The sequence below is a fragment of the Dickeya aquatica genome, assembly GCF_900095885.1.
GTDB classification, from domain to species: Bacteria; Pseudomonadota; Gammaproteobacteria; order Enterobacterales; family Enterobacteriaceae; genus Dickeya; species Dickeya aquatica.
The window spans coordinates 3,175,416-3,199,308 of the sequence record NZ_LT615367.1 but is presented as its reverse complement, the minus strand read 5'-3'; the positions used below and the strand labels follow the sequence as shown (position 1 = coordinate 3,199,308).

The window sequence follows — 23,893 nt, the reverse complement described above, 5'->3', positions numbered from 1 at the left end:
GGGTGGCGGGCTCAGAATGTCATATGACCTCGTTCAGTGTGCTGGTTCCGTCGGCCAGTCGATATCCGGTGCGGCGGCAGTGTTAATGCGACCTAATTGCACCAGATAGATTTTCCACTCTTTCAGTAAGCGCGTTTCCGTCTCTGTCGCCATCGCCAGTTCTTCGGCATAGGTCAGCTCGCTGATGCGCTCACGGGCGGCCTGCCGCCGTGCATCAAGGTCGCGCTGCGCCGCCAGTACCGTTGTGGCGTGCTGCGCCGCCGTATCCGTCACCCACGTATCGTCTTGCCAGCGGTCAAACTCACCGGATGGCGGCAACAACGTCAGGTGTTCCGGCAAATCACCGAGCGTGTCAATCACCTGCGGCTGGCGGGTGCGGGTGTCATACGCCGTTTGACCGCGAAAGTCCGCCACCACCTCCCAGCGCAACCCATCGGCAGCGCGCCGCACTGCCTGCCCGGTCGCTACATCGGCTGGTGGCGCATCGGCATAGCTGTGTGCGGGCACGCCGGTGCCGGTCATCAGGTACTCATCGCTGCTGCCGTTATATTCGCCGGTTTGCGTATCAGCGTGATAAACCGTCAGCCAGCCAGTGTTTGACGCCAGTCCATTTTCGCCTAATACAGCGATTTCATTGGTTTGCATTATGCGGCCCTCACGATGTAGTTAAATGCAACGTTGCGGGGGCGGGTTTCAGATGATACGCGCGGCTGGCCGCCAGAGATCGCCCTTATCGATATACCGCCAATCAAATCCCCGCCACCACTAAACGCCCCGCCACCGTCGATGATTGGTAAATTCCCGCCGCTCGCCGCCTGCCCCGAGTAGCGCATATCGCCATGTCCGTGGTTCTGAATAGCGTCGCCCTGCGCTGACATCAATCCACGCCCCATATCTACCCCGCGTCCATCATCCCAGCCGCGAATAAACTCGCCGCGCAAATCTGGCAATACGCCAGACTGATACAGCGCCGCCAGCCTGGGATAGAGCGTTTTGTCAAACGCCTGTCCATTACATTTCAGCCAGCCTGCGGGCGCGCTAGCCTGCGGCCACGGCAGCGGGATGCCTGCGATATCTGCGATATCCAGTTTCTGAGTCAAGCCGGTTAATTTTGCATAACGCCAGTCCAGAGCCATCATCAGTTGCGTTGTCGATGATCCGTCTGCATTGATGCCTGCAAACCCCAGCAGTGTCAGCAATTCACTTTGAATGCTGCGAACAGCGCCTTGCATACTATTCATGTATGCGGCATCTACAATTGTTCCCTCTTCGCCGGTAACTTTATTCTCATCATAAAACGCACCGTCTGACGACTGCGTCGTGACAGGAATTAGCGGCTTCATTTGGCCTCCGTATAATTAAAAACGCACAGTGTGTGTGCAGGTTTCAGCTCGTTAAATACAGATTCAATAACAGCGTCCCGCGATGACATTAATCGCTCACCGCAACGACTAATGCCTGTTCTGAAATAGTATTTTTTGACCGAGGATGACCCGACATTGACGCGCCAGACAAATCGGATGTTCGTCGATGCCAGACGCTGCCCGCAGCGACTGACTCCACACCGAAACGGCATGAGCTCATCAATCGTGATGTCGTACCCCATTTTCTTAGCAAGCCCCGTGAAGTACGGAATGCTTAGGCCACCCGTCTCAGCGACTTTTATCAGAACATCTTCCAGGCGCTGCTGATACGACAGCCCAACCGCAGGAGCGATGCCGAGAACGCGCTCCCAGTCCGAAAGCAGCCCGTTTGCACGCAGCGGGGTGACTGCGCCTAATACGTCGTTTGCCCGTGCCTTTGTTGCAGATAGCGCATCGCCTTCCGCAGTTAATTCGGTGGATAATTGCTCGGCATTGGGGCTATATGAAACTGGAGGTAACAATAATGACAGCAACTCTTTCATAGCATCGCCACTGTGATATTTCCGGCTCGCAGCCACTCAACAATATTGTTATTTACTGTCGCCGCAATATTACCGGCCGGGCTGACTATAGCGCGGTCAACAACACCGCCGATTTGCGATATCAGCATCTCAGCCTGACTTCGAATAAATGATTCGCCCGGCTCCAGCGTGTTAAAATAACTCGTCAACGCATCGCGAATATTTTGCGTAACAGCTTGCACGGTTACGCCACTGACGCTAATTGCGACGGAAATATCAACATTCTTGGGGGTCGGCGCTAATATCATTGTGCTTTTTGCTGTGACCGGCCTGACGTCGTCGATATACGCCTGCACCTTGTTAATAATTTCAGCGCTCGGCAGCCCGCTGGCTGACGTGATTACCACATCAACAGTTCCCAGCCCCCGCCGCAGCGGATAAACGTATGCCGCGCTAACGCCGTCAACACTCATTGCCCAGCGTCTGTAATCGTATTTATTGCCACCGGCAGGCGGCCGCCGAATCACATCGAGCAGGCGGGCGAGCATCTCAGCATCCGTCTCCCGTTCCGTGCCGCCTGCCATCAAACCTATTGTGACAACACTATCGAACCCTGGCGGCGTGCTGGTAAATGTCCCTGTAACTGCCGCTGTTGTATTGCCTGCCGTGCCAGCAAGAGAGGGGACGGCAGCGACGCTAAACTTACCGTCAGCGCCTACAGTTACAGCCTGCGTTGTTGTATACGACAGAGAGCCACGATTTATCGTGCGCCCCACTGCTGACGTCGCGCCGGGTTCACCTGTTCCTGAAATAAATCCTGATGCTGTCGTTTGTGCCTTGCGCGTTATATTCCGCAGCCGGCAGTGCCATTCGAGATATTCTGTATCCGCCGTGTCAGGAAAAATCTGCCGGACTATCCAGGCTTGATGACGATATAATCCTGTAATAACACTCGCGACCGACGACGCACGGATATAAAAATCAGAGTCCTCAGACACGTCAGCCGATGGCAATAAATTTTTAATATCCGCCAGGATTTTTGCGCGCGTCTCATCAAACGAATCTGTCACGAACGCCATTTAACTCACCCTTACCGGATATTTAAACAGTTCACGCCCGGCGGGCGCGGTCACATCAATAATCAGAATCAGCCAGCCGTTATCGCCCGCCTCTGTAGCGACGTCGATTGATGTCGCACGACCGTCATCAATAAGCGGCTGCAACGCTTCGGCAGCGTATTGACGAGCCAGCGTATAGACGCGACTAACATTCTTTTCGCGCGTCAGCAGATGCAACTTTGAACCCAGCGACGGCACAGCCCAATATGACCCATGTGGGGTCATGAGTCGGATATACACAGCATTAGCCAATGTGGCCGTTGCTGTGCCAGCGTAATCGCCGGTTGTTGGGTTCAATAAATTGTCCATGCAGCCATGATGGCCTGCATGGTGAAAGAGAGTAATGTGACGGGGTTCAGTGGGTATTGCCGGGATCACATTGACTGATTTGGTGTGCCGGTTGTGCCGCCGGAATCGCCAGGGTGGTTATGTCCGTCGTAAATTTCGCGGACGCGACTCATCGTTGATGTTTTATCTGCGATTTCTTCACTTGCCTTTAATAAAGGTGTATTAAAATCCGCCCCTTCATTCGCATTGACAATATATTTTTTACAGTTGACCCGATATTCATCGCAATCAACCGTAATTATGCGCCCCTTTTTTAGTGCAATTGCCGCGCCTTCATTGGTATAAATCGCAACCTCTCCCGACGAAAGCGCTTTGATTCGATACGACGCCGACTCGGTGGCGACAACGACGCTATGCGACGTTCTGCCGCCCAGCGGGATCACAACCCCCATAGTGCCTGGCGGCGGGTTTGACGTAAATCCATAATGCTGGAACAACTCAGCATCTTGAATCTGTTCCCCAGCCAGCCCATTTGCCTGAAACGTCTGCACCGGCCCCACGCTGTTAACACGCGATAAACGCACCCTAAACGCTTGCCTGACGCTGTTCATTGCCCGGCGAATCTTTGCTTCAACATTATCCCACATCGACAATCCCCAGTTGCTGCTTGTTTTTGTGTTTGCGGTGGCGCTTGCGCTTTTTCTTCGGAAACGCGTCAGGTATCCAGACGCCGTCTTCTTTCAGTCTCAGCGTCGTGCGCACGCCGTCCTGCCTGCCACCGACGAACTCACGACCCATCAGAAAATACACGGCGTTGATGCCATGCACATCACTGATAACGTGAATGCGCTGACCCGGCTCCCACAACCGGCCGTCAGATGTGCGATGCCCTGCAACGACAGCAGTCATGTCGTAACCGGCAAGGCGCGCATCAGCCATCGCCTTGCGTGCGCGATAGTTCATCTGCTCCTGACTCTCCGCATCCCCGCAGACGATGATTTGCGGCCGGTAATGCGTCACGGACGGGTCATATGCCCTGGCGTTCAGGCCGTGCATACCGGTTTCAGCAGTGCCGGTGTACATGTCCAGCTCGTCATCATCGTTGTCTTCATCATCAGACTCAGACGCGGTTGCTGTCGATGCGTTATCGACATCGACAATCGCCAGCTTTTTTGACTTTTTTGTCGTGTGCGCGTGCCCTTGCGCTAACACCGTCAATTCAGAGAACGAGCGGTCTTCGCTGCTCTCATCGTCGAGCTGAATCACGTTATTGCCTTTGCCGTCCTGCCGCAAAATCAGTGTCGCAACAGGCGGAGCGGTGTAATCCGGGCCGCCGATCATCAGCGTCCCATCCGGGGAAAACCACGGCCACAGCCCGCGCCCGGCGCACGCCCGATGCAGCAAATCCCAGGCGCGCTCACCAGGTTCTGTTGAAATCTTGTCATTACGCATGGAGCTTTCTGCGTTCAGCTGGATTTTTGTGATGCCGAGCGGGCGAACCACCTGAGCGATAACCTCTTCAAGCCCAATTTGGCGCGATGTTAACAGCGGGGCGGCACAATCGACCAATATAGACATATTATCGCGACCACTGAGCGAAAGCGTCAAACCGCGCTTGCTTGCCGCGCGGCGAATGCGATCAATGCGGCCAATCATCACAACGTCTGCACCTATTTTCACTTGTACCGGCGCACCACGCGTGATGCCCGTCGGAAATGCCCCTTCAGGTAGCCCCAGGCTAACGCTCCATGCATCGGCCGGAACCAGAAAATCACTGTCAATCTGATAGCGCGACCACGCGCTGTGCGCCTTGCCGTTGACGATAATTGAGACTGTATTGTTATCACTCTGCGTAGGCATTGAGCACGTCTCCCGCGACAAGTCCGTTAGGGTCACACACCTGCGGATTCAGCCGTTGCAACTCGTCAGCGCGCGTATAGTCGCCATACCAAAGATGCGCCACCAGGTGCAGATTTCCGGGGGCGGCGACAGTGCGTTGAATCAGTTGTGGTTTCGATTCAATAACCGCCGCCGCCATCTCTTGTACCAGCAGCGCGACGGCTTTTAGCTGCTCGATAACCGGCTGATATGTCAGCCCCGTTGGTTGTTCGCTACTGCTGATATCGTTCATCGCTGGCTCAAAGGCGGTGCGCGTACTGTCAATTGCTGTCTGGATCATCGTGCGCGTATCGCTGGTGATTTTCTCGACGTCATCCGGCGTCAATACTGCGGTGATAGCCGCATCCTCAAGTACGGCAGATGCTTCTGCTGCTGCTTCGATTGCAACAACAATGGTGACGACAACAATTAACTCAATGATATCCGACGTCGTGAGTTGTGGCGGCATCTCAACCGCCGCGTCAACGCTGCCTGTCATAATGTCGGTGGGCATGGCCTGAACGGCGGTCAGCGCGGTTTGCGTATTTGACCAGTCGGACATCACAACTGCAGGGGATGCTGTATACGCTGTTGCTGCTGCAGCTTGTTCCGTCGCCGCATCCGCCCCGCTGTACGAGCCGGTATAGGACGAGTGCAGGCTGGATTTTGACGCCCCGGTTTTCAGCGATAATGCTGACTGCAAATCACGCAGGAACGCGGCCGGATAATTGACAAAATCTGTGACGCTACTGACGAACCCGGAGATATCACTGCGGAAAACCGCAATCATGTTTAGCGCGCCGTTCGCCAGGCCTTTTACCTTATTCATCATCGCCTTTGCCGTGCGCAATGGCTTTGTGACGTTCTCCAGCATCTTACTTGTGCTGTCAATCAGCGACTGCGAGCGACTGAACAGCTCGTCGGCCTTGGATTGCGGATAGTTTGTGACAAAAAACGGATTGCCAGGCGTTGACTGCATAAACTGCACATCAACAGTGCAGTAATCTATACTGTCGGCTTCGTGTTCGATGCTAAAATCAGTGACCTGCATGGCAGGCATTGAGCCAAACACCGGGTGTATCAACTCTGCCGCACCGCGTTTACGCAGCGCCTCGATAAACGCCTGCAGCCTGACCTCATAGTCGTCACCAAAAAAAACCGCGCGCACAGCAACAGTGTGTGGCTTTGCCCCCATATCGCGCACGTCTGCGCCGTCAATGTACGGGTATTCGTCTTGTGCAATGTCGCGTTGCTCGCCGTCTTTGACGTTTACGACATCGAACCTGATACCGCGAAACTTCGCGTCCTGCAAATTGTCAGTCCATGCCATTAGTAGCCACCCCCAACTGAACCCCGGACAGCTTGCGTGCCGTTGTACTCGTTCACCGCCTCGGCGAGTACGCGGCTATCCAATTCGATTTTTGTGATGTGAGTGATAGGCGGCTGAGGCTGAGGGGTGGCAACCGGCTGCTGAGGGATTTGCATCAGATAAGACGACGTGACACCGCCTGCGCCCTGTCCAATTGTTGATGGCTTGCTCCACCAACTCCCGCTTTCGTCGCTGACATTATCAGCCAGGTATTTTTTGATCCATTCTTCGTTTTCTTTTGCATACCCACGCCCAACTTGATACCAAGGCTGATAGCGCTTACGTGCCGCATCAATCGTATCCTGTCCGTAGTTATTTTTTAGCTCATCCCATTTTGCCGGGCCATTTTGCAGCTCATCCTCCTCCTCCGGAGTTGTCATTGTCGCGATTGACGCAACTGCTAGCGCAAACGCACCGTATGCCGCATACTTGCCAATCCGACCCGGCAGGTCCTTGGCTTTATCAAGCAAGCCGTCATCTTTCCCCCCTTGATCTTGCCAATTCGTTACATACACTGGCACTGCACCACTCGCGTTACCACCAGTAATCAAATCCATCGGATTGAAACCGTCAGTTTTACCACCAGAGCCGGTAATGCCTGGGATTTTTCCACCCCCCAACAATCGCATTCCAGCAAAAACAGCCGCCGCCGCCGCCAACGCTTTAACGCCGACTGTCGCACCGGATACCGCCGTTGTCAGTGCCGGGTATTCGTTCGCGTAATCGGTCAGAAGCCCAGATATGCGCCCGATCACATCTGCAAGCGGTTTGACAGCATCAATCTGACCAAGATCCGCCGCATTACCCAACTGCTCCGCCTTGAAAACCCCAGTGCCTTGTATCAGCTGAAAATTTTTATCGCCCGCCGTTTCGCCATCCTGCAAGTAACGCTGTGCGTTAGCATTTTTCGCGATGTCTTTTGCGTACTGCTTGTTACTGCGATACGCCATTAGTGCCATCAATGCCTGACGATCTGCGACCATCGAACCGACGGCAGATCCCTCTAAAATCTTCGCCATCGACTCAATTATTTCGTGACGCTCGGCGCCTTTTGCTGTAGCCAGTTTTTCCTGTAGTTTTTTGTACTCTGGGTTGTTTTCGACAACCTTATCAACAATGCCGACAAATGCATCCAGCGCGTTCATGCCTTTACTGCGCGCAGCCGCAATTGAGCCCGGAAGGTCGATTCCCTTACCGTTGATTTTTATTCGCTTTGCTGCATTAGCGGCGTCCTGACTGTTAATTTTTTGCAATAGGTTCACTGCGTTATTACCAGCTTCGTCTTTTGTCCCCGCAGTGATCACAGACGCCTGGTTTAACCCCAGCAGCACTGAAAAATCACCCAGCCCCTTCATCCCCGCAGACCCGGCTAACGCCAATTGCTGAGGCAACCACTTGGCCATGTCTTTTAGTTCAAATCCGCCGCCCTGACCAGCAGAAATAGCCATATTCAGCGCTTTTCCGATGTCCTTATCCGATATGCCGAATGTCTGCTTTAGCCGTATCGCAATCTGCGCCAGATCTTTTGAGTCAGTCCCTGTCGCTGTCGAGTATTTCTGCAACACCGGCAACATCGCTTTGGCCGAATCCATTTCGACAGCACCAGACGCCAGCAGCGTATCGAGTGTTTCCGCCGCCCCCTCTTTTGTTCCGCCCCCAAATTTAACAGAGTCACGAATCACATTATCCAGCTCACCCATACCGGCCTGGCGTCCAGCAATATCCCGGTCTGCATACGCGGTGTTCGCCATATTCGCCAGACGAAACTCATACGATTGAGCGTTTTTTATCGGCTGCGACACCACAGCCGCCGCCGCAGCAACACCACCCGCCACTGCCGCTGCGCTGGCCCCGGCATTACGCAGTCGCTCAAACTTACCCATTGCGCTTGCCGTACCATTCAGCTCAGTGCGCAGCCGCGTCAACTGCTCAGTCATCGCCGCAAACGCACGGCGTTGATCATTCGCCGACAACATGCCGCTGCGTGTAAGACGGTTGTAAGCCGACATCGTCTGCTGTATCTCGCGCTGTATCTGCCGTTCCGAACGAATGCCGAGCGTTTCCCTGGCATTTGCCACCCGCTGAAACTCAGACGACAGTGCACGCGACGCCTGAATGCCCGTTGTACTCGCTTTCTGCTGTGTGGTAGCCAGTTCAGTTGATGCCCGTTCAGCATTTTTCGTTGCCGTCACCGCGTCGGCCATCGCCTTTCGTAGCACTTGTGAGCCAGCATCTTTCGCGGTCAGCGTTAACGCCAGTTGCAGATTGCGCGCCATTTATTTGCCTCGTTGCTTGCGTTTCTTTCTCATCGACTTAATAACGCGAGTGTTACCACCTGACTGTTGCTTATCGGCGGCAGGTTTGCCGCCATTCAGTACCGCCAGCGCGTTGAGATACCCATCCAGTTCCGGGCGGGTCATAGCAGCTATTCTTGCTTCTGTGATGCCGTATCGGCCGAGGGCGAGGGTTGCTGCTCGGTATCCGGCAAGTTGGGATTCTCGCGCATCCGCTTTTTTTTGATGTTTTCAATCTCCGCGTCAATCACATCAAAATCGTCGTCAGACAGTTGATCAAGCAGTAGTTCCGGCGTGATTTTTTCAGCATCGACACCCGGCAGGGTCAGCACGCTGGATGTAACCGCGACCCGGTAGAACAGCGAGGCGGCAGGGCCGGCTGTCGTACCGCGTGCGTCATGCGTCACAGCCAGAGCATCAACGGTGTCGCCGATAACGGGCAGGCGGGCGCTGAACTCAAAATGCAACTGGCCGTCGATTTCAATTCCGTGCAGTAACTGGGCCATTGTTATTCCTCTACTACTCTCAAGCACTGAAACGTGATATCGCGCTTCGCTTCGTTGTCAGTTGAGTACTGCGCGCCGACATCCGTCGTAAAACAGTCCATGTACGTGGTGCGTTTGCCGCCTGAGCCGGATAATGGGTATTGCGTGATTTTCACACCCTCCATGCCCTCCCAGTCCAGGTCACCATCCAACGGAATCACCACTGTTGCCGCCAGCTGATATTCAGCGATACCCCGAGCGAAGCCCTTCGCACGCCCGGTTTTGTTCATCGTTTTGACGAGTTTTCGTCCCGTCTTCGATGTGACCTTCAGGTCAGTACATTCCAGCTCACGGCTGTCAATCTCAAGAACGATTGACCCGACGTATTCCTCAATAGCCATTGTTTTTCTCCGTCAGTTACAGCAACAGGTCGATGCGGCCCGCAAACACGTGCAACCCATTCACAACATCAACAGGGATGGCAGCATTCAGGCAGTTCATGTCTTGCGAATCACGCTCAACAATCAGCGCGCCTTTGTTTGCGTCGACGTTCTCGATGATCTCCAGCTCTTCCAGCTTGTAGAGCACATCCAGTAACTCGCTGCGAACCTTTGCAGGCGTGCGGGAACTCAGCTTGTCGCGCGGGAAACGCAGCGTGATGCGCTCACGGCAAGCCTTGCGCACATAGTCGAGGGTGCGAATGGTTGTGATATCCAGCAGGGCCACATCGTCAACACCGGCCGCGCTTTTTGTATAGGTACTGATTGCACGCACTATCTGCACCGTGTCGCCGGGGCCGATCTCGAAAGGAGCCAGGCCGTTATACAAGGCTTTTTCCTGCTCGGTGCGCATCGGGCGTGACGCCAGCGCGGTCACGTCGAGCGCCGACATTGCCAGGGTGTTGAGCGGCCGTGCCGGGTCTTCCTCGCTCGCCACCATTGCGGCATACCCTGCCGCGATTTGTGCGACGGTACAGACAGAGTCGCGGTGCCATCCCGCTGTGATACGTCCGGCATTAATGCTCGACGTCAGCGTGATACCGGTTGACAGCGAGTTTTTCCAGCCAGTGACGCCGATGACACCACGCTGCTCCAGCGGCCCGGATGCGTTGTCCAGGTGCGAACGCAGTTCGGTTAGCGCATCCTGCGTCGCATACGGACAAACGATGATGCTATGGCCCGCAGAGAACACGTGTGCCAGCGCGGGTGCGATGTCCGGGTTAATTTCGCCGCCGGTCATTGCCGTTGCTGCAACACTGACGCCCGACGCAGTTGCCGCCGCCCGCAGTACGATTTCGTTACCCGCCGCCCCTTTGTTTTTGGCCGTGAACGTGATAACGCCATTGGCCGCCACAGCCGTCACCGGTAGCGCCGCCTGTTGATTCAGCGCCGCCACCATATCAGTTGCAATGGCAGCAGCGGTGTCACCGGTTGACACAGCAACGTTGACGCGGGCTGTCCCAACCCACACACTCATCGTGCCGTTACCTGCGGCCGGGCCCGTCACCGTGACCGTACCGGAAGCAGGCTGTGCGCCGGTCGCATCACTGATGCCGATGACCTGTAATTGCAGGTAGCTGTAACAGGTCAGCGCGCTGACCACCATCAGATGCGCCATCGAACCCGCGCCGAAATAGGTTTCGGCCTCGTCAGAGGAAAACACATCGACAGCCGTTAATGGCGGCTGCGTGCCAGTCGGCAGCATCTGAGCCAGCATCAATACTGTTTGCTGATTGCCAGGTAGCGAACGCACCGCCAGGCGAGTGTTGAATTCGAAATACCGACCGGGCTTGCGTGTGCTGCCTGGAATTTCGTAAAACGTGACATTAGGGCTAGCCATCGTTGTTTGCCTCCGCTTTGGTCTTCACATTCGGCCCGGATACCGCCTTTTCATCCGGGACGATCACCAGGTCACCGGCTGAAATCTGGCGCAAGTAATACGCCGTGCGCTCCACATGCACTGGCGCATCATCGATATAGCGCCGGGCGTTTTCTTCACGCGGCACGCGCACACCAGGTGCCGCTTTAACTGTTATCTGTGACATGAGTGATGATTTCCTCTGCATCCGGCCGGGCCGGGGTTTGTGGAATGTCGTAGCTAAAGCGTGTTCTCAGCCAGTCCGGGTCGTCTTCACTTACCTGTCCGGAATAGCCGCTGAAAATCGCATCCGGGTGGAATGGTGCGACACCAGACCGCGGGTACTTGCCGTTTTCCAGCGCCTCTTCCATCCATGCCGTGTCGAACTCACACGCAAAAACCGACAGCGCGTTGTCTTTCAGGCTCGTGTTAAACAGCGTTCTAACGCGCCCTGGCATCAGCGCCTGAATACTTAGCCCGGCATCAGCCATATCCTGCCCAGACAGCAAGCGACGGACAGCGGTAACCATGCGGTACGTCCCGACCTCGTCAAGACGCGCACCGCCATGCCGCGACGCTTCTTCACTGCGCACGCTGCGCTCACCCACAATCACCACGAAACGGCCGAGTGTTCTGTACTTACGTTTAGTGAGATTGGCATTTTCAGTCCTCTGTATACCGCCAAACGTCACCCAGCAGGCGGGCAGCGCGCGGGCGATTTCTGCCGGTTCTCCATCCAGCTCACCACCATACGAGCACACAGTCGGCGCAATCCGCCCGAGCCCGCGCTTTAGCCTGTCGATGATTGCCAGTTCGATATCTTTGATGGTGTTCAAAATGCACCTCCCTGAGTAGAGTCCCGCCCAAACCGACGCCCGGCCGACGTGAATGTCGTGCTGGTTCCCGATGGCTGAACCACATCACCTGACGGCAGACGACCGAGCGTGATGCGCCCATCTGCAACGCGCTCAAGGTAACGAATGGCGTCCTCGTAACGCGCGCGGATTTCATCTGTCATCTGGCCCGAACCACACAGCAAATACCGGGCAACATCGCAGCAGCGACCGACCAGAATTCGCGGCGTGTCAGTCCACGGCACCGGGTAGCGCCCGGCGAGATAGCTGTCGATTTCAGCACTGGCGCGGGTCAGCGCGCCAGTCAGTACCTCATCGTCAATTTCACCGGCGAAAGCCCGGTCGGTGAGCGAGACACACTCACGCTCACCGAATGCCAGCACCATGTCATCGCGGGTCGCGTACATTATTTCTTCGCCTTGCCATCATCGGTTGCCGTTGCCGTTGCCGCTGCGGCTAACTGAGCCTTGAGCGCATCACGCTCTGTCGTCAGCGCCGCAACGGCGTCCTGCGCGGCTGTCAGCTGGGCGTCTCGTTCCTGCACAGCGACCTCCAGTTCAGCAATGCGAACCTGGGCGGCGGACAGCGCCGCACTATCATTGGCGGTTTCCCGTTCGTCACTGATACGCACGACGATCAACTGCGGCTCGGCCTCCAGCGTCGCCAGTTCTTCGGCAGTGAACTCGTCATCGTGATAAGTCCGGGTTTTCGCGCTGTGTGCGATGCCGCAACGCCGAAAGCCTTCAACGCGGGCGGTAATTTGGATTGGCATTATGCGTCTACTCCCGTTGAGCCATAGGCCATTTGCCAGAAGCCGTAGCCGCCGTTGGCGCGGGCTTCTGCCCCAAACCGGAATTTCTTGCGAGAGAAGACGTTGTCGTTGCTGTAATCCGTCTGCTCAACAAATTCCGGCTTTTTACGCTCCTGGTAGATCAACGGTTTCATCAACTGCGCGTTATCAAGTAGGAACCACTCGGTATCGGTTTTCAGCTCCGGCACCACCAGCACTTCAGCCGTTCCTTTGTACGTGTTGGGCGTGTTATCCGGGAAGCGGTCGGCCGTCATCAGATAATTCGCCACATCTTCCAGCGCAGGGGGAACAACCAGCAGGCCGGGGGTAATGCGCAGGGATGCCCCCTGATCGTCCTTCATTGCACGCAATGCAGTGCGGGCTGCACCATAACTGGCCCGCGCAGCCGCCAGCGATGCGGCCGACAACGCTTTGGTGCTTTTATTGGATACCGAACGACCTGCAACGGGGTGGTCAACATCAAAGAACGGCTGGGAGTCGTAGCACAGATTCGTAAATCCATCACTCAACAACGCAAAGACGATATCCGCAGGCAGTTCAGCGGCGGATTGACCGGCTGCTTGCGCCTGCATACCGTAGCCAAGAAGCTGATCGTCTTCGATGTCGTTGCGGTCAACTTCGACAGTGGCTTCCCAGTCCTTGTTACGGATGGTGTAGTTAAAGGCTTCCAGCGACTTGATCGCCTTGTCGCCGATCCACTCCCGCATTTTTGGGAAGCGGGATAGCCAGGAGTAATCGTTCTCCTTCCCTGTCGATGGCACAAGCATTGCGACCTTTTGCCAGTCAGACGACGCCTGCTTAAACGCCTTCTGAAACGTGGTTTTCAGATTGATAAAAATCTGACGAACATTGCCTGCATTCACTAACACAGTATTTCTCCTTTAAATCAGATCAGAACCCACACGCCATCATCAGCGATAGCCTGAACCTTACCGGCAACTGGTCGAGCACTGCCGTTGCTGGTCTTTGCGACGGTCTGGCTGTCCACGACGTAGCAGTTTTGCCCGACTGACGCCTGGGTAACGGCATCGGCGGAGGAATTGGCAAACAGCCAGGCGCGGCCACGGCGCACGATAGCGTCAGCATCCCCATTCGCACCGGTACTGTTATCAACCCAGCCGTCACTGACGCCCAGCGTGACCTGTGCTGCGTTAGCTGTGGCCGGAACGGCATAACCGGCAGCATTGGCGGCGATGATGTGGCCGCCGTAAATCTCAGTGCTGGCCGCGACGGGAACGGCGAACAGCTCGCCGTCGCGGTGCGGTGTGTTGCGATCACTCATTGCGGTTCTCCTTGATAAACTGGACAACATCTGCGGGATCAACACCCATTAACGAACAGATAGCCGGGTCGATAACATCGTCGTCCTGCGCCGTAGGGGCTTTCTTCGGTGCGCCAGTGGGCGGCAGGCCACCGGTCTGGGTAGACGTCAGCGCAGCGATTTTGGGTGCTTTTGACAGGAAGTCTTTCAGACTGTCCGGGGACGACGCCGCCAGAGATTCCGCCCAGGATTTTTGTGCGGGCAGCAACCGACCATCGGACAATGCTGCGGCAATCAGCTCAGTGCATTGCTGCTGCGCCAGGACAGCGACGTTGTTGTTTGCGGTTGCGAGCGCTTCGGCAACAGATTGCTGCATCACCGAAACCGGCACCCATTTGGCCGGGTCGGGACTGGCAACCTGCGCGGTCAGTGCAGCAACGTTTGCGGCATCTGCCGTGAGTCTTTCAATCAGGTTGAACGGGGTGGCAGACAGCGTCTGAAACGATGCCGCTGCCGTTCCGGCTGGCGCGGCGGCCAGTTGATCAATGAGTTTGTTTAACTCGGCGGTAATGTCTTCTGCCGTTGCTGTGATTGGCAAATTCAGCATCCAGCGCAGACGCTCCAATAGTTCGTCCATAGTGTCCTCGTTTGTGGTTGTTGCAGCCATCAACAACGAGGTGGCGGCCAAAATGACAGCCTCCATGTCATCAAGGGCCGGCGTGTTAGTCAGCGCTGCGTGCAGCAGTTGCCGCACACGACCTGACTTGTCATAGGAGAAAACAGGGGATATATAGCGGTATTCATCAGCATCAATCATCGCTGCTGCGGTTTTCGTCCACTGCACGTCGACAGCAAACAATCCCTCACCATCACGCCACTCGAGCGCATGGAACCACGCAGCAGCCGGGGCGGGCTGACCGTTTTTTGCTGCATTCAGAGTTTGATGCTCATAGTCCAGCACAAACGGCGTTTTTGATGCCGCCGCCGCTGCGATCAACACCTGGGCAATCTCGGCGTTCATTAGCCAGCAATCGCATTCAGCTGGGCGACCATCACGGGCGCGGAACTCGCCAGCGGGGAACAACTGAATAGTGCCCAACGAGGCTTTATTGATTTCTACCGCCAGGGCGGCAATGAGCGGTTTCTTTTTCATGCTGAGAAGGTAAGTCAGCCTGAAAACAGAAATAATGTGATGGGGTTCAGTGGGTGATAATGCGGGGTGGGGTCGTTAATGCGGTCATGATAACGGATGCAACCGTTTTTAAAACCCGTTTAAAAACGATTTTACGCCGCTGTAGCACTCGCGATACTGTGATGGTGTGGATTCAACGCGATAACCGCATACAGACGCATTCAGCGCTATGCATCAATGACACGTTGCAAATAGGTTTGCGCCGTCGTTTCCATCCCGTCCACATCTGGCTCGGTGAGGTGCAGGAACGGCCGCGCCGGCATCTTAATTTTGTATTCACCGATGGTGTTCCACTGCGCAAAGTTAGACCGTGATTTTTTGACGAACCGGTTGCCGATACTGCCATCCTTGTGCTGCCTGTAGTAGGCCTGCTGACTGCGGGCGGGGATGTTGATTGTGCCGCCTTCCTGGTGGATGCGGGCATAGGCAACGTTTGTGCCGACAGTCGCGGTGTCATTGTCTGAATATTCGTTGATGCTTGTAGCCAAACGGCCGGATTTCTGCAAAATTTTCCCGCCCTGGCGCTGTTGGGCATAACGCGGACTCCATCCCGCCCATGCAGGCCGACCCTGCGATGCGAAATTCTCTTCGACAGCATCGTGCATCGCCGCCGCCAGCTCACGCATCAACGGCTCGCGGTGTTCCAGGCGCTGTATCAGCTCGCCAAGACCTTTTTCAAAATCGGTAATGTTGTATTTGATCTCGTAACTGTTGCTCATGATTATCCTGATGTATAATTAATCAGCGGCGAGTGAGTAGTTGTTTCCAATGGGTAACGGTTGCTGCTACGGCCATGACCGTCAGAGCATGATCCGGTTCGAGTCCGGCGCTATTCATCCCGCCGCTAATCCAGACTTCCCACAGCAACTCGTTAACCCCTTTATTCTTCAGTGATTCATCATTCGCCAGCATTTTGCCTGTTCGTATCAGATTCGTTTTTATCCGCTCTTTCTTTCGCCGCCTGGCGGGCGGGCTTTGAGTTCGCGATCAATAAACACCACCAGTTTTCCTGCGGCATCTGGCAGCTCCAGCACATAGGTCAACGCCGCATCGGTCTTCTGCGTGTTATACAAGATCGCCTTCGGTGACTGCATAAACTCCGGCAAACGCCGCCAAAGCTCGGCAGGCAACTGCGCCTCTTTGCTATCACGAACCGCGTGCAACAGGTTCTCGTCTGTCAGCGTAATAACTGCTGACTCAACCGCCGCGCCTTTCTCTGCCAGCCTGTCGATGACGGCTGACGGCAGCGCGCCGACATGCCGCAACTGGCCGCGAGACTGTTTGTTAAGCAGTGTGTTACTCACGAACTCGCTAACGTCGTTTGAAACCGCCGTTAACAGCGGTTTATTGCTCAGTGTCTCTTGTACCGCAAGCGCGGCCAGACGCGGCTCAGCAGTCGCTGAACGCTCAAGCAAGCGCTGTCCGAGTGCCGCAAGATAACCTTGTCCGGGGTTGTGGCCGAAACCCGCATCGGCGGTGTATAGCTCACCATTCCAGCGAATGGCCGGGACTTTTCTGGAATCGTTCGGCCCCCATGCTTGCTCGACTTCAATAATCTCACTGTGCTGAATAGTGATGTTGCGTGTATCAACATCCGACTGAGACAGGGCGCGAATGCGGCAACGGCAATGATAGCCGTCCGGTGGATACATAAACCGCCAGACAGGGTCATCGGCCCGCGCCGTGTAGCCATTAAGCGCCGCATGTTTTGGGCGCGTATGCGTATCAATGACAGCGAAGCGCTGAAAATAAGGCCGAAACGCGACGTTTGCCATCTGCTCTTCATAGCGCCCGGCGTTATAGGCGGCTTGCATATTGGTTTCAAAAATGGTCTTGAGGCGTCGCGGCGTCAGCTTCTTGCCTTCCAGCACGCCGTCTTCATCAGCCTTAAGTCCACGCCCAAACCAGCCCCTTTGCTCGAGAACGGGCGTTAAGCGACGCCGGAACTGCTCCAGCGTTTCCCCATTTGCCAGCGCATGATTTAACCCGCCCCGGATGTCTTCCAGCACATCTTGTTTCAGGATACCTGCGACAGTGAACGCAGTAGCGTGAGTGCGCGCTTCGACATCGTGCCAGTTGAAACCGATGGTGTAGCCCTTGGATTCGAAATAACGGATCGCCTCTTCGGGTTTCAGGCCGATGGCATACGCCAGATCGACGCTATTTGTCGGCATTCAGGTGTCCCCACACGTCCGCCACAAACAGCGCCTGAGCTAACAGTTGTTGCAACTGTGCATCATCAAGCGCTGGATAGCTCGCCGCGATAATGTCGAGCGCGTCATCCGGGGTTTGCCCGTTTTGCAACGCTGCAACCAGCGGCGCTATCAGCGCATGCATCGCGGCGGTAATCGCTTCCGGCGTAGAGCGGGCGTTATCGAGCGCTATCTGTGCCGGGTCGCTGATATCATCCACGGCAGTTGTGCTAAGTGCGGCGAATGACCGGTACGGCGACGGGCGAGACGATAGCGCAGCGGCTGGTGTCACTGCTGGGGCAGGCGTTAGTACCGGCTCGTCATCTTTCGGGACGGGGATACCCATTTTCTGATGCACCCACGACACAGGAATGCTTTTCAACCCGGCATCGACCAGCGTTTTAATGCCCGCAGAGAACGTGCTGATATCTGCAATGTCGCGGGTATCAAACACAAAGCGGGGCTGACGTCGACGAGAGACTGCATAGCCATTAATTGACAACAACATCGATATAACATTGCTAAAGAAGCCCTCTAACTGCCGGGCATCGGCCACCAGGATATCGTGCCGCACTTCGTTATGAACGTTGCCGAGTGCATTGGTTGATGTTTTGCCGTCAGCCTGGCTTGTCAGTGTACCGCCCAGTATCACTTTCGAGGCGGTGCGTTCGCACCATTCGATCATCGACATAAACGTCGCTGCCTGCCCGTCCGCCGCCGATTCGAACCTGATGTTTGTCCCTTCGGGGATGATACCGGCCGCATCGTGACCGAGAGTCACAAGAGCGTGCAGCAGCCTGTTTTTCTCCTCCTCAGTCGCACTTGCCATGTACGTGCCGATTCTGGGCGGCAGTCCGTAAATCTCCAGGAACTCGGCAAAATCGCGTAGCGAGAAGTTTTTAAACAGGTACGGCCAGACCAAAACCCGATACAGGCCCGCCTGCGCGATATAGCCAGACTTGGCGTTATGCGCATGGACAAGCCATCCGAACGGCCACAGTTCCGCGCCGTTCATTGTGCCGTCAGCCAGCCGCACGGTATCGTCAATTTCGGGATTAGTGCAAAACCAGCGGTGTGGGCGCAGCACGGTCTTAATGGGCAACCACACATCGCCTTCGTTATCCCACTTTTCTATCTCCTGCGCGGAGAATCCGTGGCCGATGGCGTCCGCCGCATTTAAGATCAAATCATGAATGTCCGGGATGCCGAGCATCCACTCCGTCACCATCGCCGCCTGGCTCTTTTCTGCCTCGCTGGCATTCACCGGCGGCTCAATACTCCAGTCCAGACCCAACAGCGCGTTTTTGCGCTTTGCCATCTCGCTGAAGATATGTCCGTCTTTCTCGATCATGTCTTCGAACAGGTCAGCCTGGCGGCGATATCACCACGCTCGGCCGCTTCAAGGATGCGCGGCAGGCGGCGAATATCCAGCCCACGCGATGGATGCTCCGGCCAGTGCCGCTGTATCTGTGCCGTTCTCGTGGTCTGCGGGCCGTCCAGCACTTCTTTGTTAAACGGGCGACCGAATTGATCAACTATTGCCACTTACCAACCTCCTGAACCAAAACCATGCCCAGCAGCACCAGCGCGGTGAAAACCGGTGTCCCGGTCATCAAAATCCGGGTTATTGCGAGGGACGGGAGTAAACGAAAATGCAGCGAACCCGGACACGGCCAGCGCCCAGAGCATGTGCAGGGCGTCCGGGCCATCGTCGTGGTCAGCCACCGGGAAGTGCCGTAACTGGTCAATCAACGTTGACTGGCTGGGGTGCAGGCGTATCAGCCCATTCGCTATGTGCGGCTGCAAGGACTCGATGCGCAGAATTTTGTCGCTGCTGGGCGTCACGCCACGCGCGGGAACCGGGATACCTGTAGCCGCACTGCGCTTTACAAGTTCCGTGCGTAAGAATTCCTGGAACTGCACAGCTTCAACAGACCAGCACAAACAGCGGTAGATGCGCTGCAATTCGATGATGTCCGAGATAATTTTGTCGGGAACGCGCTTACGGATTGCCGCTTCGACGACATCCAGGATGCCGGTATGGCGGTTAAACCCACCCACAAGCAGGGCGGACGGGTCACGCTTACCACCAGCACGCCCAAGGCTCGGGTCACATGCGCCGAGGAAGACCCACTCATTAAGACGATTGACCCAGAACGTAATGCAGTTGGCAAAGGGTGCATCCTCTCCGCTCACCGGGTCGTTCTGGTACTCAGAATCAAATGTTGAGTGGCCGTCGCGGGCGCGGATCAGCATCAGGGCCAGAATAGGCCGGGCCGACCATGACACCACCGCGCCTTCGTCCATTTCGGCCTTATGCTGCTGATAGAACGCGTTCGCCAGCCACTGGCCCTTATCGTCGTTATTGCGCAGGATTTCTTCCCATTCATCCCACAACGACATATTGACCGGCCACTGGATGATCGCCTTGAATCGCGCCGTCTTCCACAGTGGATTTTTCAGCGTCCGGGACAGTACGGAATCGTAGTGCAGGATGGTGCCGATGTAGATGACATCGAACTTCGCGCCCGCCCCGCCAAGCGGCAGGATGGTCTTTTTAAGCCAGTTATCCAGCTTGTCGCGCTGCTCAGGGCTGCGCACCTGTTCGTCGTTCTCGATATCATCCAGTACCACCAAATCGGGGCGGTACGGGCCGTGGCGCAGGCCACGCAGTTTTTTACCGCTGCCCGCGACCTGCACTTTGATATCGTTGCGCGTGACAATGGTTCCGGCCTGCCAGACGCGCCCGCCGCCCGCCACTTCGGGGAAATCCATCGCAATCCGTGGGTTGTAAGCCAGCTCGGCTTTTATGGCCTCAAGCATCGGATACGCCTGGTCAATCGAGTCCATGACGATAACCAGGTAATGCTTGATCGCACAGACAATGCACCAGATGTTAAATAGTTGACTGACCAGCGTTGATTTCGCCTCGCCACGCGGCGCAGCGATGGCGTCATTCTCGCTGGTTGTGCTGGCGACAATCTCCGGCAGACGAGCGAACAGGTACTTATGCAGTTCGCTCTTGTCTGCATGTCGAACGTAGTGCGGAAAATAGTGCTCAACAAAATAGACGTAGCCGCCAACGGGGTCGAGAACGCGGGCGCGCCGTTCTGCTATTGCTGCCGCAGACGGATCAAAGCCGACGCATTCGGCTTCAATCGTCCGGCGCAGCGTTGCCGCCAGTTCTTCCAGCTCTTTGGCAAAATCTTTGGCTGTGAGCTTATTGGATTTACGTGCCACCATTCACCTACATAAAATGAGGTTTATTTGATATCTTTCCGAAGCCACCGATAAATTTTAAGGAGTCTTAATGGCCGTATCTCGATGCCCTAAATGCGAGGAGCACCAGTTTGAAATGGTTGAGAAAGAAATTCGCAACGCCCGTTTAAGATGATGTTCATTCAGTGTTCATCTTGCGGCACCGTTGTTGGCGTAACAGACTACGAAAACACACCTAGTCTGATTCATCGTCTAGCCAAAGCATTAGGTGTTCGTCTCTAATGCATTTTGACTATTACCGAGGGTATCAATCAGACCCTCGGCATCCCCTGATCAACCAGATGATGAAGAACTACTTTCATCTCATCAGACCAAACCGTACAACTGCCGTCCTTTTGCTCATCAGCAGTAGACAAATTCACAGAAGATCTATTTTCTTTAATCATCATTTAATCCCCGCTTAACGCCGCGTTAATCTCGTCAGTGATGCGTTGTTTCGCAGCATAGGGCCGCTCGTTGTAGCCACGATCTAGCACAAGTTTCTCGCCGTCAGCCCAAACAAACACATCATCATAAGCACCCACTTCGATACGGGTGATGCTGCTGGCCATGACAGAATTTTGCTGGTTGATGCTAATGATTTTGTCAGCCATAACGTTTCCCTATTTCTTCACCGAACCCATTAAGAATGCTGACGAACGCCTCCAGGTGTTTTGAATGTTTTTCCCGGATAAAGGTCGACAGCAACTGGATAACCTCAAGCGCAACAGACAGCTCGCTTGTTTCAGGCAGAATCTTTTTACTTGCCGACGTCGCTTTGTTAAACGCATCAGCAAGGCTTGCCAGCAGCTCAACACGAGCCTGCGGCGGGATATCTGCCGCGCCGTTAAGCATTTCCAGCGTGGTCTGGTACTGCGTTACCAGCCCGGTTAATACCGCACGGCCGATATCCTCCAGACCACCGCCCGCCATGACATGTGCCGCCCGCAGCTTGTCCCAGTCGTCGCCAGCGTCTTGCGCGTCTTTTTTCCAGCGCCGTGCTGTGCCGAACGCGACGCCAGACTGTGCCGCTGCGATTTCAAGCGACATCTGGCCGAAAATATAAGCCCGGCGCAGCTTGTCTTTGACTTCCTGCGGGTGCGCCATCAGAGTCCCAGTCTCGCTTTGATTAGCAAAATTGCCGTTGTAATCAGGCCACCTGCAACACCACCCGCCACACACCGGCAATTGCACCGCGCCGAACAGCAGCGGATTCGATAGTGTCCATGCGATGCTCAATCCGGGTCAGTTGCGCAGAGATATCTGCCAGCCCGTCAATAGCCGGGGCCGGGATTTGCAACGCATCCAGCCGTTTCGAGATATTGCTCAGAGCCGCCGAATCAGCAGCCGTTACTGTTGCTACGCGACGCACGCGGCGCTTTTGTCGTGCCTTCATTTATCTGCCTTCCTGTCCAGTTTGTTATCAATCCGATCGATAGTGCTCTTCAAATCGCGCAACGTATCCATTACAGACTCGTGATCGCGCCGGGCGTCGTCACGGCGCTGATAGTCCGTTTTGATGCGTTCAACATCAGCCCGGAGCGATTTCAGCGCATCGCTCAGTCCGCGAACGACCAGCCCAAATAGTGCTGATATCAGCGTCATCGCTACACCCAAAACCCATTCCGGGGTCATTTGTCCTTGCCCCCTTTGTAATAGGCGTTTAGTTTTTCCAGTTGCCCGCGCAAGGTCAGGCACCATGCCCCATAGTCGGCCGCGTGGTTCAAAAGCCCTGCGGGGGAGAGTCCGCGTCCGGGGCGGGCGGCATCGGTGGGATGTACAGCAGCTCGGCCGGGGGCGTCGGACATACCGACTGTGTCGTCGGCGTAGCCAAGACTGGCGCGGTAGAGCCGCAGGCTGTCAGGGCCAATGCCGGTAAAAGCGTTAGAATCATTTTTAACTGCACGGTCGATCCCCTCTTTCAGTTTTTGCGTCGTTTTCGTCAGTTCCGTTTTCACGTCCAGCAGCTCAACTGCCAGTTCATCCGCACGGACGCGCTGCGCCGTCGCGTCTGCCTGCGCCTGTTGCAGTGCAGCGACCTGAAGCTCTGCGGCCTGACGTTTTTCCTGTTCGGCGGCCAGCACTTGTGCCGCCAGTTGCTCGTTTTTTAGGGTCAGTTGCTGGTTTTCATCGCGCTGCGATGCTACGCCCGCGTTGCGTCCTGACGTCTCCCCGACGTTGTAGGCAACACCGGCGGCAGCGACGATAAACACCAGCGGTAGCCAGGCAACGCGCAAGAACTGGAGAATGGCGGTATTCACTGTTGGCCTCCTTTGTCTGTTCCGGTTTGCGTGGTCTGGGTCTGGTCACGTTTGATGGCGTGATATTTAGAGGCTTGCGACTGCGTTACCCAGGCGGCGAGATACGCCATAAACAGCCACTCGGTGAGATTGCCTGTGTACGTGCAGAACAGCAGCACACCGGTCGTCGCCAGGAACGCGATGAAAACGATGGTGTCGGACGTGGAAAGACGGCCGGATTTCGGATTAGTGACAAGGTCGCTGAGTTTCATGCGGCCCCCAGTGCGCGGAGCGCCTGTTTATACAGCGCCTGACGCTCAGCCAGCCCGGCCATACCTGCATTAATACGGCGGGTGATTTTCACGATGTCGCCGATATCAGCCAGCGAATTCAGCTTGTTTTCAGACCAGAACCAACCCGCAGACAGCGCAGCGTATTGCGGGGATTCCAGCAGTTCCGGGGAGGTGATCAGGTCAATGCCGAGGGCGCGGCCACAGGCCAGATAATTATCAAGGCCGGTGAGTTGGATAAGGCCACGGCCGCGGAATTTCCAGCCGTCATCCGGGGCTTTGTTACCCATGCGGTTGCCGTAGGCAAGATTAGCGATGGCTCGCTGACGCTCTGCGGGCAGGCTGCGCTCATCGGCATGGCGGCCCAGCGCTTCACGCTGTCCGGCGGTTAGCTGAGAAAAAATGGCAAGACCGGCAATGGAATAGTTGAACGACTCGACAATGCGAGTGAAACCACCGGATTCGTGGCCCGTCTGAGCGATGAATGCGGCAATGCGGCGCGGGGTAGTGATATCGAAGTGCTGTAGCGCGGCGACGATGTGCTGATGCCATTTCCCGGCAATCTCGGCCTTAACACCGGCGGCGCGCTGGAACTGCTCTACTGTGATTAAAGACATGACA

General features: G+C 55.7%; 31 protein-coding genes and 1 pseudogene. All 32 read right to left on the bottom strand.

Features of this window, described 5'->3' with window-relative positions:
- Positions 1-33 precede the first annotated feature (33 nt).
- A complete protein-coding gene (locus DAQ1742_RS14560) occupies positions 34-645 on the bottom strand; it encodes a tail fiber assembly protein (protein ID WP_067486445.1) in 612 nt (203 codons plus the stop codon).
- Positions 645-1,343 (bottom strand): phage tail protein, encoded by a 699-nt coding sequence (locus tag DAQ1742_RS14555; protein ID WP_145916138.1) that lies wholly within the window; start codon positions 1,341-1,343, stop codon positions 645-647. The genes DAQ1742_RS14560 and DAQ1742_RS14555 overlap by 1 nt, the downstream gene beginning before the upstream one ends.
- Entirely contained in the window at positions 1,340-1,906 is a 567-nt protein-coding gene (locus DAQ1742_RS14550) for a YmfQ family protein (RefSeq protein WP_035345485.1), read from the bottom strand. Before DAQ1742_RS14550 ends, DAQ1742_RS14555 begins: the two co-directional genes overlap by 4 nt.
- Positions 1,903-2,964, bottom strand: a complete 1,062-nt coding sequence (locus DAQ1742_RS14545) for a baseplate J/gp47 family protein (protein WP_035345482.1) — start codon at positions 2,962-2,964, stop codon at positions 1,903-1,905. Before DAQ1742_RS14545 ends, DAQ1742_RS14550 begins: the two co-directional genes overlap by 4 nt.
- Positions 2,965-3,312, bottom strand: a complete 348-nt coding sequence (locus tag DAQ1742_RS14540) for a phage GP46 family protein (RefSeq protein ID WP_035345479.1) — start codon at positions 3,310-3,312, stop codon at positions 2,965-2,967.
- Positions 3,313-3,377: 65 nt separating this feature from the next.
- Complete coding sequence (locus tag DAQ1742_RS14535) at positions 3,378-3,938, bottom strand: phage baseplate assembly protein V (protein WP_035345476.1); 561 nt, start codon at positions 3,936-3,938, stop codon at positions 3,378-3,380.
- Positions 3,928-5,151, bottom strand: a complete 1,224-nt coding sequence (locus DAQ1742_RS14530) for a phage baseplate assembly protein (protein WP_035345473.1) — start codon at positions 5,149-5,151, stop codon at positions 3,928-3,930. Before DAQ1742_RS14530 ends, DAQ1742_RS14535 begins: the two co-directional genes overlap by 11 nt.
- Positions 5,135-6,499 carry a DNA circularization protein gene (locus tag DAQ1742_RS14525; protein WP_035345470.1) on the bottom strand — a complete coding sequence of 455 codons (1,365 nt, stop codon included), beginning with the start codon at positions 6,497-6,499 and terminating at the stop codon, positions 5,135-5,137. Before DAQ1742_RS14525 ends, DAQ1742_RS14530 begins: the two co-directional genes overlap by 17 nt.
- On the bottom strand, positions 6,499-8,814 hold the full coding sequence (locus DAQ1742_RS14520) for a phage tail tape measure protein (RefSeq protein WP_067486442.1): 2,316 nt from the start codon (positions 8,812-8,814) through the stop codon (positions 6,499-6,501). Before DAQ1742_RS14520 ends, DAQ1742_RS14525 begins: the two co-directional genes overlap by 1 nt.
- Complete coding sequence (locus DAQ1742_RS14515) at positions 8,815-8,958, bottom strand: hypothetical protein (RefSeq protein WP_158513798.1); 144 nt, start codon at positions 8,956-8,958, stop codon at positions 8,815-8,817.
- A gap of 5 nt (positions 8,959-8,963) precedes the next feature.
- Positions 8,964-9,338 (bottom strand): hypothetical protein, encoded by a 375-nt coding sequence (locus DAQ1742_RS14510; protein ID WP_035345463.1) that lies wholly within the window; start codon positions 9,336-9,338, stop codon positions 8,964-8,966.
- Between the two features lie 2 nt (positions 9,339-9,340).
- A complete protein-coding gene (locus tag DAQ1742_RS14505; RefSeq protein WP_035345461.1) occupies positions 9,341-9,718 on the bottom strand; it encodes a hypothetical protein in 378 nt (125 codons plus the stop codon).
- 16 nt (positions 9,719-9,734) lie between these two features.
- Complete coding sequence (locus DAQ1742_RS14500) at positions 9,735-11,156, bottom strand: phage tail sheath C-terminal domain-containing protein (protein ID WP_067486439.1); 1,422 nt, start codon at positions 11,154-11,156, stop codon at positions 9,735-9,737.
- Positions 11,149-11,361 carry a DUF2635 domain-containing protein gene (locus DAQ1742_RS14495; protein WP_083960943.1) on the bottom strand — a complete coding sequence of 71 codons (213 nt, stop codon included), beginning with the start codon at positions 11,359-11,361 and terminating at the stop codon, positions 11,149-11,151. Before DAQ1742_RS14495 ends, DAQ1742_RS14500 begins: the two co-directional genes overlap by 8 nt.
- A complete protein-coding gene (locus DAQ1742_RS14490) occupies positions 11,342-12,001 on the bottom strand; it encodes a DUF1834 family protein (RefSeq protein WP_035346450.1) in 660 nt (219 codons plus the stop codon). Before DAQ1742_RS14490 ends, DAQ1742_RS14495 begins: the two co-directional genes overlap by 20 nt.
- Positions 12,002-12,006: 5 nt before the next feature.
- Positions 12,007-12,435 carry a gp436 family protein gene (locus DAQ1742_RS14485; protein WP_035345455.1) on the bottom strand — a complete coding sequence of 143 codons (429 nt, stop codon included), beginning with the start codon at positions 12,433-12,435 and terminating at the stop codon, positions 12,007-12,009.
- Positions 12,435-12,800 carry an HI1506-related protein gene (locus DAQ1742_RS14480; RefSeq protein ID WP_035345452.1) on the bottom strand — a complete coding sequence of 122 codons (366 nt, stop codon included), beginning with the start codon at positions 12,798-12,800 and terminating at the stop codon, positions 12,435-12,437. Before DAQ1742_RS14480 ends, DAQ1742_RS14485 begins: the two co-directional genes overlap by 1 nt.
- A complete protein-coding gene (locus DAQ1742_RS14475; RefSeq protein WP_035345450.1) occupies positions 12,800-13,708 on the bottom strand; it encodes a Mu-like prophage major head subunit gpT family protein in 909 nt (302 codons plus the stop codon). The genes DAQ1742_RS14480 and DAQ1742_RS14475 overlap by 1 nt, the downstream gene beginning before the upstream one ends.
- A 17-nt stretch (positions 13,709-13,725) precedes the next feature.
- Positions 13,726-14,121 (bottom strand): hypothetical protein, encoded by a 396-nt coding sequence (locus tag DAQ1742_RS14470; protein ID WP_035345447.1) that lies wholly within the window; start codon positions 14,119-14,121, stop codon positions 13,726-13,728.
- Positions 14,114-15,253 (bottom strand): phage protease, encoded by a 1,140-nt coding sequence (locus DAQ1742_RS14465; RefSeq protein WP_035345445.1) that lies wholly within the window; start codon positions 15,251-15,253, stop codon positions 14,114-14,116. Before DAQ1742_RS14465 ends, DAQ1742_RS14470 begins: the two co-directional genes overlap by 8 nt.
- 206 nt (positions 15,254-15,459) lie before the next feature.
- The gene (locus DAQ1742_RS14460) at positions 15,460-16,011 is read right to left on the bottom strand and encodes a phage virion morphogenesis protein (protein WP_067486436.1); all 552 of its coding nucleotides are present in this window, start codon (positions 16,009-16,011) and stop codon (positions 15,460-15,462) included.
- A gap of 22 nt (positions 16,012-16,033) precedes the next feature.
- Positions 16,034-16,204 (bottom strand): hypothetical protein, encoded by a 171-nt coding sequence (locus DAQ1742_RS14455; RefSeq protein WP_180706162.1) that lies wholly within the window; start codon positions 16,202-16,204, stop codon positions 16,034-16,036.
- Between the two features lie 26 nt (positions 16,205-16,230).
- Positions 16,231-17,466: a phage head morphogenesis protein gene (locus tag DAQ1742_RS14450; protein ID WP_180706161.1), complete on the bottom strand. Its 1,236-nt coding sequence runs from the start codon at positions 17,464-17,466 to the stop codon at positions 16,231-16,233.
- Positions 17,453-19,029 (bottom strand): annotated as a pseudogene (locus tag DAQ1742_RS14445) (DUF935 domain-containing protein). Before DAQ1742_RS14445 ends, DAQ1742_RS14450 begins: the two are co-directional and overlap by 14 nt.
- Positions 19,030-20,727, bottom strand: coding sequence for a phage terminase large subunit (gene terL, locus DAQ1742_RS14440; protein ID WP_083960936.1), 1,698 nt, complete (start codon positions 20,725-20,727; stop codon positions 19,030-19,032).
- Between the two features lie 425 nt (positions 20,728-21,152).
- Positions 21,153-21,356, bottom strand: a complete 204-nt coding sequence (locus tag DAQ1742_RS14430) for a hypothetical protein (protein WP_067486425.1) — start codon at positions 21,354-21,356, stop codon at positions 21,153-21,155.
- Positions 21,349-21,849: a DUF1804 family protein gene (locus tag DAQ1742_RS14425; protein ID WP_067486422.1), complete on the bottom strand. Its 501-nt coding sequence runs from the start codon at positions 21,847-21,849 to the stop codon at positions 21,349-21,351. Before DAQ1742_RS14425 ends, DAQ1742_RS14430 begins: the two co-directional genes overlap by 8 nt.
- A 43-nt stretch (positions 21,850-21,892) precedes the next feature.
- Positions 21,893-22,138 (bottom strand): hypothetical protein, encoded by a 246-nt coding sequence (locus tag DAQ1742_RS14420; RefSeq protein ID WP_232046510.1) that lies wholly within the window; start codon positions 22,136-22,138, stop codon positions 21,893-21,895.
- Positions 22,135-22,377 carry a hypothetical protein gene (locus DAQ1742_RS14415; protein ID WP_024107989.1) on the bottom strand — a complete coding sequence of 81 codons (243 nt, stop codon included), beginning with the start codon at positions 22,375-22,377 and terminating at the stop codon, positions 22,135-22,137. The genes DAQ1742_RS14420 and DAQ1742_RS14415 overlap by 4 nt, the downstream gene beginning before the upstream one ends.
- On the bottom strand, positions 22,374-23,003 hold the full coding sequence (locus DAQ1742_RS14410; RefSeq protein WP_067486419.1) for a hypothetical protein: 630 nt from the start codon (positions 23,001-23,003) through the stop codon (positions 22,374-22,376). Before DAQ1742_RS14410 ends, DAQ1742_RS14415 begins: the two co-directional genes overlap by 4 nt.
- Positions 23,000-23,254: a DUF2644 domain-containing protein gene (locus DAQ1742_RS14405; protein WP_067486416.1), complete on the bottom strand. Its 255-nt coding sequence runs from the start codon at positions 23,252-23,254 to the stop codon at positions 23,000-23,002. The genes DAQ1742_RS14410 and DAQ1742_RS14405 overlap by 4 nt, the downstream gene beginning before the upstream one ends.
- On the bottom strand, positions 23,251-23,880 hold the full coding sequence (locus DAQ1742_RS14400) for a glycoside hydrolase family 19 protein (protein WP_067486448.1): 630 nt from the start codon (positions 23,878-23,880) through the stop codon (positions 23,251-23,253). Before DAQ1742_RS14400 ends, DAQ1742_RS14405 begins: the two co-directional genes overlap by 4 nt.
- Positions 23,881-23,893: the final 13 nt, after the last annotated feature.